This window comes from Peptoniphilus sp. HCN-40583 (genome assembly GCF_037892835.1).
Taxonomy (GTDB): domain Bacteria; phylum Bacillota; class Clostridia; order Tissierellales; family Peptoniphilaceae; genus Aedoeadaptatus; species Aedoeadaptatus rachelemmaiella.
This window is the reverse complement of record NZ_JBBKBU010000005.1, coordinates 65,318-75,274: the sequence shown is the minus strand read 5'-3', so window position 1 is coordinate 75,274 and position 9,957 is coordinate 65,318. Positions and strand designations below refer to the sequence as shown.

The 9,957-nt window shown below is 51.8% G+C and carries 10 protein-coding genes and 1 other annotated feature; all 10 genes read right to left on the bottom strand.

Going from position 1 to position 9,957, the window contains the following annotated elements; genetic code table 11:
* Nucleotides 1-27 precede the first annotated feature (27 nt).
* Entirely contained in the window at nt 28-318 is a 291-nt protein-coding gene (gene rpmA / locus WKT05_RS03060) for a 50S ribosomal protein L27 (protein ID WP_215508235.1), read from the bottom strand.
* A complete protein-coding gene (locus WKT05_RS03055) occupies nt 319-648 on the bottom strand; it encodes a ribosomal-processing cysteine protease Prp (RefSeq protein ID WP_340412856.1) in 330 nt (109 codons plus the stop codon).
* Nucleotides 648-956, bottom strand: coding sequence for a 50S ribosomal protein L21 (gene rplU, locus WKT05_RS03050; protein WP_215508237.1), 309 nt, complete (start codon nt 954-956; stop codon nt 648-650). Before rplU ends, WKT05_RS03055 begins: the two co-directional genes overlap by 1 nt.
* An 11-nt stretch (nt 957-967) precedes the next feature.
* Nucleotides 968-1,033 (bottom strand) — a sequence feature (ribosomal protein L21 leader region).
* Between the two features lie 23 nt (nt 1,034-1,056).
* Complete coding sequence (locus WKT05_RS03045) at nt 1,057-2,286, bottom strand: ribonuclease E/G (RefSeq protein ID WP_340412855.1); 1,230 nt, start codon at nt 2,284-2,286, stop codon at nt 1,057-1,059.
* Complete coding sequence (locus tag WKT05_RS03040) at nt 2,222-2,905, bottom strand: TIGR03936 family radical SAM-associated protein (protein WP_340412854.1); 684 nt, start codon at nt 2,903-2,905, stop codon at nt 2,222-2,224. Before WKT05_RS03040 ends, WKT05_RS03045 begins: the two co-directional genes overlap by 65 nt.
* On the bottom strand, nt 2,883-4,736 hold the full coding sequence (locus WKT05_RS03035) for a TIGR03960 family B12-binding radical SAM protein (RefSeq protein WP_340412853.1): 1,854 nt from the start codon (nt 4,734-4,736) through the stop codon (nt 2,883-2,885). Before WKT05_RS03035 ends, WKT05_RS03040 begins: the two co-directional genes overlap by 23 nt.
* A gap of 25 nt (nt 4,737-4,761) precedes the next feature.
* Nucleotides 4,762-5,406 (bottom strand): MinD/ParA family ATP-binding protein, encoded by a 645-nt coding sequence (locus WKT05_RS03030; RefSeq protein WP_340412852.1) that lies wholly within the window; start codon nt 5,404-5,406, stop codon nt 4,762-4,764.
* 2 nt (nt 5,407-5,408) lie between these two features.
* Complete coding sequence (locus WKT05_RS03025; RefSeq protein ID WP_340412851.1) at nt 5,409-8,633, bottom strand: penicillin-binding transpeptidase domain-containing protein; 3,225 nt, start codon at nt 8,631-8,633, stop codon at nt 5,409-5,411.
* Complete coding sequence (locus WKT05_RS03020) at nt 8,626-9,120, bottom strand: hypothetical protein (protein ID WP_340412850.1); 495 nt, start codon at nt 9,118-9,120, stop codon at nt 8,626-8,628. Before WKT05_RS03020 ends, WKT05_RS03025 begins: the two co-directional genes overlap by 8 nt.
* Nucleotides 9,117-9,956: a rod shape-determining protein MreC gene (mreC, locus tag WKT05_RS03015; RefSeq protein WP_340412849.1), complete on the bottom strand. Its 840-nt coding sequence runs from the start codon at nt 9,954-9,956 to the stop codon at nt 9,117-9,119. The genes WKT05_RS03020 and mreC overlap by 4 nt, the downstream gene beginning before the upstream one ends.
* Between the last annotated feature and the right edge of the window lies 1 nt (nt 9,957).

The window sequence follows — 9,957 nt, the reverse complement described above, 5'->3', positions numbered from 1 at the left end:
AAACCGCAGATTTCTCTGCGGTTTTTCTTATGCTAATTCTTCTACGGGAAGAACGTTAACTACTTTTTTCTTTTTACCACGACGTTCAAAGGAAACGCGTCCATCGGCGGTGGCAAACAATGTATCGTCGCTGCCGATTCCTACGTTTAACCCGGGATGAATCTTCGTGCCTCTTTGACGTACGAGAATGTTGCCGGCTAATACGTGTTGACCGTCGCCTCTCTTTACGCCGAGACGTTTCGATTCGGAGTCGCGACCGTTTTTAGAACTACCCATTCCCTTCTTCGAAGAGAAGAGTTCAAGTGTAAACAGAATCATCTAAACCTCCTGAGTCTCTATTTTAATGTAATTTTCGTATGCACTTTCAATGGCCTTTAAGCCTACGACCATGGAACGAAACAAAAGCTCCGTTTCATGGGACACAATCTCCTCCGGCAGTCGAATGCTCACATAAGCTTCCGACTGTTCGAAGGCCATGGTGTCTTCGTCGATAGAAAGCAAATCTACCATGGACAAAACACAGGTCAAGGTGAGGGCGCTGACGCCGTGACAGACGATTTCGCCTACCTCGTCTCCCTCGCCCGCATGATTGTTCGCCGAAAATCCGAGGATTTTTCCGCGGCGGACAAATAAAGTGACCGTTGTCATTACGCCAAGGATCCGATTTCTACCAGTGTATACGGTTGACGATGGCCACGCTTAATGCGTTCGTTTTTCTTCGCTTTGAATTTATAAACAATAACCTTTTTGTCTTTGGCTTGTTTTAAAACTTTCGCTTCGACTTTGGCATCGGCGACGTAGGGCTTGCCTACATTCACACTGCCGTCTTTAGCGACGAGAAGCACCTTGTCAAAAATGACGGCATCTCCTTCGTTGGCATCGAGCTTTTCAACTTTCACTAAGTCGCCTTCGTGAACGGTGTATTGCTTTCCGCCGGTTTCAATAACTGCGTACATTGTAGCACCTCCTCTTTACAAGACTCGCCCCGATAGGTGCTATGCTTTTAACCTATAGGGTGCGGTTACATCACAGTATATTACCACATCCAGCCTCGAATTACAATTCTTTCTCTTGTTTTAATTTATTTTTTACGGCTTCTCTGTGTCTTTTTTCCGCCGCCTGAAGCTGTTGCTCAAAGGGCAACTCTTTTCGTTCCCGTGCGATTTCGAAAAGGCCCATGGCGCTGAAGCCGTAGATCGTGGTAATCATGGGCCCTTCCGACAGGGCCTCTTTCATGAAAGCCGTAAGGTCTGCCATTTGCGCCTCGCTCATGCCGTGAACGAAATCCACGACGATCATGCCGCTTAAATTTCTGAGATGAATCTGCTTGGCGATTTCCTTTGCCGCTTCTCTGTTCACTTCCATGCGCATGGCGTCGAAAGAGCCTTTCTTTTTCACCGCCGCCATGTTCACATCCGCCACATAGGCGCCTTCCGTGGCATCCATGACCACATTGCCGCCGGATGGGAGGGGCAGGGTCTTTTGGAAAATAGCGTTCCACTGGCTGCGCCATTTGGCCGTGGAGCGAATGCTGAAGGACGGATCCACGACGCAGTTTAAGTATTTGGGCAAGCGGGCAATGAGCTTCTTGTCGTTGACCACCATGGGAAGGTCTCTGTAGCGATTGAGCACATCCATGCCTCGGTCCTGAGTTAACAAGAGTTGGCTCTTCGGAAGAAAATTCACGGAGGCCTCGATTTTTTCCATTAATTCACGCAGGTGTTCGTACTCTGCGGCCATGTGGCCCGGCTGACAGGCGGCGGCTTCCGTGCGAATAATCATCCCCGCCGAAGCCTTTAGACCATTGGCCCAACCCGTGAGGCGCTTTCTTATCTCCACATCGTCGATGCGCTTCGAGATGCGAATCCCCGAGGATTTCGGCAAGAGGACGATGTTTTCGCCCCGCAGGCTGTAATCCATGGAAAGCACGGCCCGCTTTTGATCCAGAGGCGATTTCTTTACTTCCACGATAATGGAGTCGCCCCCTTTTATTTTGTCCCGATAAGCTTTGGGATAGACGTTTTTCATGGGCAAATACCCGGTGCCGTCGCCTCCGAAATCCACAAAGGCGCAGTCCATGGCGGGCAAGACGTTTTTCACGTAGCCTCTGTAAATATTTCCCACTTGGGAGGAATTGGACAGGAGATGAATCTCCCGTATGTCGCCGTCGGAAATCAGGCCCATGATTTTCGGCTCTTCCCCGTCGGCAAACAAATAGCTACTAGAGCCGTACTTCATGATCGTCACCGTCCCAACTTTTGATTCGACGAATTTGAATGTAGTCAATGTCCACGCCCCGCGTTTCGAATAAGCCCATTAAAAAGCGGTCGGGCCGCAAATTTCCGTTGCCCCCTGCCCGCAAGACGGCGTAAAGGGCGGCGCCATCCGCTTCTTCTTCCCATGCCAGGGAAAAGATGCCGTCTTTAATGTCTTCTTCCACGACGATGCGCTTCTTGCCTTTTTTCTTTCGACGACGAACGAGGATCTCGTCTTTTTCCATGGCTTCATCGGCCATTTTTTTCAGTTCGTTGACGCTGCCGTAGTGGGCCGCGGGAAAGAAAAATCGGTACTCTGTCTTAGCGATGCGTTCAAACACCGACTTGGGATCGAAATCCGCTGTGGCTTCGATGATCTCCATGCCCTTGGGCAAGGCACCATTTAGTGCCGCTTTAATCTCTTCGGGATCGGCGCCGTCTTCCACTTCCATGTCCATTACTTCGAATTCGCTTTCCATGCCTACGCTCAAGGGCTGGGCGATGGAAAGCTTTTGATGGGGATTAAAGCCTTCGGACCAGAGAATGGGCACGCCGGCTCGTTGAATGGCCCGATTAAAAAGGCGGATCGTATCTAAATGGGAAATGAATTTTATCATGCCCGTCTTTTTAAATGCCATGCGCAGTTGCATGAAATTCACCCCACATTTCGCAATTGTCGATGCCGCAACCGTTGCATTTTTTGCGGCAATCCGGCGTGGTCATCGCCGCCTTGGATTTTTCGTACTCTCGCCACAAATAGGCCTTCTTCACGCCAATGTCGATAAAGTCCCAGGGAAGGATTTCGTCTTTCTCCCGCAGGCGATTGGCGTAAAAGTCGCCGTCGATGCCCACTTCCTCCATGGACTTGACCCACACGTCGTAGCGGAAAAATTCGCTCCAGCCGTCGAAGATCTGACCGTTTTCGTAGGCACGCAAGATGAGTTTGCCGATTCGCCGGTCGCCGCGGGCCAAAATCCCTTCCATGCGGGAAAGGTAGGGCTCGTGGTATTGGAATTTCACCTTCGGATCCCGCACCGCCCCTTTCACGGCGTGGATCTTTTCAAAAAATTCGTCGATGGTGTCCTGTCTTTCCCACTGAAAAGGCGTAAAGCCCTTGGGCACGAAACAGGAAGCGGAGGCGGTAACGCGGAAATTGCCCTGAATTTCTTCTTTGGGCCGATTGAAAAAGGCGTCTTTCACCTTATAGGCCAAGTGGGCAATACCTAAGACGTCCTCCATGGTCTCGCCCGGCAGGCCGATCATAAAGTAGAGTTTGATTCGGCTCCAACCTTCTTTAAAGACGGAATTCACCACCCGCATCAAATCCTCTTCCGTGACGTTTTTGTTAATCACATCCCGCATGCGCTGGCTTCCCGCCTCCGGAGCAAAGGTAAGCCCGCTTTTTCGCACTTTCTCGATCTCCTTGAGCACATCGACGATGAAGCTATCCAAGCGCAGAGAGGGCAGGCTGATCCCCACGTTTTTCTCCTCGTAGGTGCGACTCAAATCCTGCACCAGAGGCATGAGGCTGGTGTAATCGCAGGAAGAGAGGGAGGTGAGGGAGATCTCGTCGTAGCCCGTGTTTTTTAAGATGGACTCGGCCATGTCCGTTAAGGTATCGACGCTTCGCTCGCGAATGGGGCGATACATCATCCCCGCCTGGCAAAAGCGACAGCCCTGGGTGCAGCCTCGGAACAATTCGATGACGGCACGGTCGTGGACTGTCTCCAAAAAAGGCACGATTTGCCGATCCAATTGGAAGGTGGCGTTCATGTCGTGGAGTCGCACCCGCTTAATGACGGGCTTCGCTTCGTCCACCATGGGCGTGTGGCTTTTTATTGTGCCGTCTTCGTTGTAGGCCACTTCGTAGAGGGAGGGGACGTAGACCCCTTCCATGGCGGCCAGGGAACGAAGAATTTCTTTTCTGGAACGACCTGCGGCGCGGCCCTCTTTGATCTTGTCCATGACCTGTATGTTTAAATGCTCCCCTTCGCCGATTAAAAAGCAGTCCATAAAATCCGCCAAAGGCTCCGGCGTTGTGGCGCAGGGTCCGCCGGCCATGACGAAGGGTTCGTCTTCTCTTCGCGCTTCTGTGAGCAAAGTAATGTTTCCCATGTCCAACATATAGAGAATGTTGGTGTAGCTCATTTCGTATTGCAGGGTAAAGCCCACCACGTCGAATTCCGACAGGGGCCTTTTCGTCTCCAAACTATAGAGGGGAATCCCTTCGTTTTGCATGGCTTCCGCCATGTCCGGCCAGGGCGCAAAGGCGCGCTCGCAGGCGTAGTCCGTTTCGTTCATGGCAAAATACAAAATCTGCATGCCCAAATGGCTCATGCCCACTTCGTACACGTCGGGAAAGCAGAAACAAAAGCTGAGCGCCGCCTCGTCTTTTACCACACTATTTAATTCGCCGCCAATGTAGCGGGCGGGCTTCTCCACTTTTTTTAAACATTTTTCCAGTCGTTGCGCGTCTATCATGGAAACCTCTTTCTAATCACCGTCTTTAGCGCCCTTTCAGAAAAGACCAAAAAGACTTCTTTTCTCCGCCACCGGCTGCTTTGCCTTGAAGGGAAAAAGACGGTGCTTGTACTTCGTTAAAAAACAGGGCGTCGTCGAGATGCAGGTTTTCGATGCCTTCCAGTGCTTCTCTGTCTCCGGGCTTTAGGCGATTCAACACCACGACCACCTTGGCGGGGCATTTGTTTTGCCGCAGGATAAATCGAATGCGGTCCAGGTTGCGAACCGAGCCCGGTTCATTGGTCACGACGCAATAGATGACATCGGCGGCCTTGGCCCAATTCACGAGGTCTTTTTCTCTGTAGCGGGACAGATCCACAAAGACATCGTCGTCGCCTAAGCCTTTAACTGCCTTAAAAAAAGCCTCGTCGTCGATTTCTTCCAGATCGTGAAAGATGTTTCCCTGAATGAAATCGTAGCCCTCTCCTTCGATCGCTACGTCGTGCAGGGGCTTTCCCTGAAGAAAGTCCATATAGTCTTCGATGGCATCGGTTGCTTCTTCTAAAAACAAATCCTGCACGCGGGTGCGGTTGGAAGCCTCAATTAAAAGGCCCTTCGCCTCTTTGGCGAAATCTCGGGCCATGGTGCTGGTGCCGCATCCGCCCACCGTTGAAATAATGACAGTAATCATGCTTACTCCGTTTCCAATCCCGTTTCCGTCGGGAGGGTTTCATCTTTGATTTCTTTGTAGAAGCCGAAATACTGAGCCAAAACCTGTTGCATAATGGGTCCGCAGTTGGCCCCGTTTCCCCCTTGGAACAAAACCACGGTCACGGCGATCTCGGGATCATCCGCCGGAGCGTAGCCCACTTGCCAGGCGAAAGCGTCGTAGCTTTCCTTGGTGTAGGGGTTCACGCCGGCCCGTTGGGCACTCCCGGTCTTCATGGCCACTTCCACGGGAAACTTTTCAAACAAGTTGGCATTGAGACCCGACAGGGCCACAAGCTTCATGCCCTCGCGAAGGTCTTTATAATACTCGGGCTTTAGACCCACTTGTTTCACTGCCTCTTTTTTGTGATCTTTCCCCGTCAATAAAGTCAGGGGATAAAGATTGCCGCCATTGGCCAGGGCCATGGCGTAGCGCGCCATTTCCACCGGCGTGTAGGCATTGGAGCCTTGCCCGATAACCACATTCATGGTATCCGCCATGGTCCATTTGGATTGATCGATGTAGGTGTATTTTAAGAGATCGGCTAAAGGCACTCGCTGGCCCTTGCCCTTCTTCTCTCCGTCCACATGTAAATCCTTTAAAAAGGTGTAGACCTCGTCGCGGGTCATGGGCGTCTTGTCGTCTAAACAATTCACCACGGCATTGACTGCCTTGTCTCTTTCCTTGTCGGAACGAATGTCCGCCATATAGACGGAGCGGTTTTCGTTTAGATGCCGACGCAGGAGGGCTTTTAATGTTTTTTTCTTCGACTCGGGATCGGGAATGGTACCTTTGCTTTCTCGCGGTATGGCAATTTCCAGCCCCGTGCGATTCCCTAAACCGTAGCGCTTGGCCATGGCGGCGATTTCATGGGGCTTCACTTGAATGCCTAAGTCCACATTGCGCCGTTGGTCTTTCCCGAGGCCCAATGAGTAAAAGTAATAGTTACAGGAATCCCTTAAAGCATAGGCCAAGGTTTCATTGCCGTGTACCTCGCGGCTCTGATTCCACAACCAGCAACCGAAGGTTCTGCCGCCGATGTCCACATAACCGCCGTCGGGAATTTCCATGTCGGGATCCAAGCCTTTTTCAAGGGCCACGGAAGCCGTAACCATTTTAAAAATACTCCCCGGCTGAATCGCCGATTGCATGGCGATATTATAAAGGGGGCGCGGCGCCAGTTGATTGTCCTCTTCCTTGGGCTTTAAGCTTTCCCAAGCCGAGGGATTGATCCCTTTGGCGAATAGATTGGGGTCGTAGGAAGGATAATTGGCCAGGGCCAACACCTCGCCTGTGTGCACATCGGCCACGACCACGGCGCCGGATGCGGCATTTTTAAAGGCCGTGCCCTTTTCGCGGCTGGTCAGGTAGGGATAGGTGCCCCAAGGCGAGACGTAGGGCGTGGCGGTGCGAATTTGTTGAAGCACCGTGGCCAAACTTTCCTCCGCCTTCTTTTGCAACTCGATGTCGATGCTCAGACGCACGTCGCCTCCCGGCTCAGGCTTCACTTCCCGAATCACGCCGGTGGTGTTGCCCGAGGAATCCACGGAGACGGTTTTTCTGCCGTCGGTGCCCTTGAGCCGATCTTCGAAGACCTGTTCCATGCCGGTCTTTCCGATAAGGTCGTTGCGGTTGTAGCCTCGCTTTTTAATGTACTTGTCGATTTCCTTGTCTTGGGCAATGTTTCCGATATAGCCCAGCACATGGGCGCCTAAATTCCCCTCGGGGTAGTAGCGAATGGGCTCCACGGAAATATGAATCCCCGAACGATTGGAGAGTTTCTCTTCGATTTTCGCCACGGTTTCGTCTTGAATTTCGTAGGCGTAGTTAATGGGCATGTAGGCGTAGCTGCCCTGACTGCCGATGGCGTCGTAGACATTTAAAATGCCGAAGACTTCGTAGGGACTCAGGTGCTTGTCGATATCGAAGCGGTCCCTGCGGGCTTCGAAAATTTCTTTTGACGAAGCGGCACCCTTTAAGCCCGCCCCCTTTGCCATGTCGATGGCATTATTCAATTGAGTGTAGTTTGGCTTTTCTCCGCTGACGGAAATCCCCGTGGCCATGCCTTCGTCGATTAAGTAGCTTTGCACCGCCTCGGCCATGCCGTCGACGGCGGCGAACTCTTTTCTGTATTTCTTTGCCGTGATGAGTTTCACCAATTGTGCGTTAGCCAAATTGCCCTTTTTATCCACCACCACGGTCTTATCGTTTTGTTTCTTCAGTTCCAGATCCGCGCCTTTTTTCACGGAAAAATCCACACTGTTTTTTAATACCTTCTCATCGGAGAGGAGGAATTTTTCCGGATTGCGCTCCTTTAAAACGGCGATTAAATCTTCCGCCGCAGTCGAGGACCAGCTGACCTCGGGGGAAATGTCCATGAGCCGCACTTTCGCCTGAATGTAGCCGTCGTAGTATTCGTTGCCGTAGCTTCTCAGTCCAACGGAAGGCACGTCGTTTTTCACGATATCGTAGGCCAGTTTGCGGCCGATGGGATGAGCCAGTACCTCTTCCACATACATGGGGTGGTCCAGTAAAAAAGCAATTAAATCCTCGTCGGCACTGGTGGTTTGGGCAAATCCGTAGCGTTCCTTAAAGCGGGCGGCCTTTTGCGGATCCGAATACGCCACCCGAGCGCCTACGCGAACCATGCCCCCCTCTTGAAACACCCGTTGGCGAAGCAATTGGTTTAATACGGAATAGCCGTAATGGCTGCGGTAGGGCTTTTTCAGGCGACTGCCGAGAAACGCGGCGAGCTTTTCCTTGTCCATCAAGGCATTCAGGACCAACGATTTCGGCGCATCGCCGCTTTTGTAGTCGTTTAAATCGCGATAGACCAAGCTATTTAAAAGAATGGGATTGGCCTTCATATAGCCTGCCCCGTCTTCTTCCAAGTAGCGACTCAAAAGCAGGTAGGCATTGTTTTTATCTTCCCGCGAGAAGCGCTCCAGCTCGTCTTTTCGAATTTGCACGGCAAAAACGGGGCGGTTTCCCGCCAAAACGACGCCGTTTCGATCGCGAATCTTTCCCCGCTGCGCCGTAATGGCAATGTCTTTTACCCGCCGCTCGTCGGCGAGCTTGCGGTATTTGTGGCCTTGAATCAAGGTAATATGAAAGAGTTGCAGCAAAAGAAAGACAAAAAGAACGGCCATGACCGTAGTAAAGATCTTGTAGCGATCCCACGCCTTTGCTTTTTCCCAAAAATTATGCATCGCTATCCCTTCCGAGCACTCTGTAATCCGTAACTTCCTTTAAAAAATAATGGCTCATGACCGCGCCGTAGATTCCCGTGGATAGGGGCACGGTGAAAAAGGTGTAGGAATCCACCATGCTCACCTCCCAGCCGAAAATCATCAGCAAAATGAAAAAGACCAATTCCGCCACAGCCGCCGTCACGGCGACAACCACTCCGGTAGCCACAGGCGCCGGATGGGGAATAAGGTGATCCCATCCGTAGGCCGCGGCAAAAAACATGCCGTGGAGCAGCACATAGGGCCCGATGGCCGCCGCTACTGCCCCGTCCATGATAAGGGCGGATACAAAAGCGAAGGCCAATGCCCACTTTTTGTTAAAGCGGAAAAGGATAAATAGAGCGGCTGCCGGCAAATAGCCCCGCAGAATCGACGGCAAACTTTGAAATAGAGGCGACATGTAAATAAATGGCGTGAGAAAAAGAAGCGCGTCGCTTACTCGTTTCATTTCCCACCTGCCAATACAAAAACCCGGTAGATGTTGTGGAAATTAATGCCACTGTCCACCTTAATGTTTTTCACCATTTTGTCTTCGTCGGTGCTCACTTCGCTAACGGTGCCGATGTACATATCCGGCTCGTAGCCGTCGCCGATGCCCGTGGTAAAGAGGGTATCTCCCACCACGATGTCCGCATACAGATCAAAGGCATAGCCCTCCAAGCGTCGGTTTACCCCGCGGAGCACGCCGCCGTCGGAGGTGCGGATGCTTCTAAAACTAATGGCGTTTTCTTCGTCGATGATGCTCCGCACCTGAGCGGAAAAAGGCGTCACCTTGGCGACATAGCCGATAACCCCTTCCGCCGACGCGTCGTCGCCCTTGGTCATGGGGGCGATGACCGTATCGCCTACATGAATGCCCGCCTTGGAGCCTTTGTTAATGGTAAAGCGGTGGAAATACATCCCTGAAGACTTCGCCGTTACCCGCGCATCCACGGCGCCGAGCTTTCGGTTGTTTCGAATGGCGTAGGCGTTAGACAAAAAGGTGGAGCGATTAACAATGTCTTCCAAGTTTTTATTTTCTCTTTTCAGTTGGATCAGCTCTTTTTTCATGCGCTTATTTTCGGCACTTAAGGAGGTAACGTGAATCAGGCTTCTCGCCCCTTCTCCCACGTAGTTCAGACCCGTGCCCAAGGTGTCGGCGACGGGGCTTGCGGCGGTAGACACGGCGAAATCCAAATTGCGCAGAAGGTCGGTGCCGTAAGGGGTAAATCCGAAAAACAAAAATAATAGGACGAGGGCCCCGCGCTTAATCCAATTTTTCTTTAATTCTACTAAGGGCTTCATA

What these genes read in the sequence shown, in the direction of transcription:
- WKT05_RS03040 (WP_340412854.1), bottom strand. Translation starts at nt 2,905, where the DNA reads ATGCAACTGCGCATGGCATTTAAAAAGACGGGCATGATAAAATTCATT.
- mreC (WP_340412849.1), bottom strand. Translation starts at nt 9,956, where the DNA reads ATGAAGCCCTTAGTAGAATTAAAGAAAAATTGGATTAAGCGCGGGGCC.
- WKT05_RS03055 (WP_340412856.1), bottom strand. Translation starts at nt 648, where the DNA reads ATGACAACGGTCACTTTATTTGTCCGCCGCGGAAAAATCCTCGGATTT.
- WKT05_RS03035 (WP_340412853.1), bottom strand. Translation starts at nt 4,736, where the DNA reads ATGATAGACGCGCAACGACTGGAAAAATGTTTAAAAAAAGTGGAGAAG.
- WKT05_RS03030 (WP_340412852.1), bottom strand. Translation starts at nt 5,406, where the DNA reads ATGATTACTGTCATTATTTCAACGGTGGGCGGATGCGGCACCAGCACC.
- WKT05_RS03020 (WP_340412850.1), bottom strand. Translation starts at nt 9,120, where the DNA reads ATGAAACGAGTAAGCGACGCGCTTCTTTTTCTCACGCCATTTATTTAC.
- rplU (WP_215508237.1), bottom strand. Translation starts at nt 956, where the DNA reads ATGTACGCAGTTATTGAAACCGGCGGAAAGCAATACACCGTTCACGAA.
- WKT05_RS03025 (WP_340412851.1), bottom strand. Translation starts at nt 8,633, where the DNA reads ATGCATAATTTTTGGGAAAAAGCAAAGGCGTGGGATCGCTACAAGATC.
- rpmA (WP_215508235.1), bottom strand. Translation starts at nt 318, where the DNA reads ATGATTCTGTTTACACTTGAACTCTTCTCTTCGAAGAAGGGAATGGGT.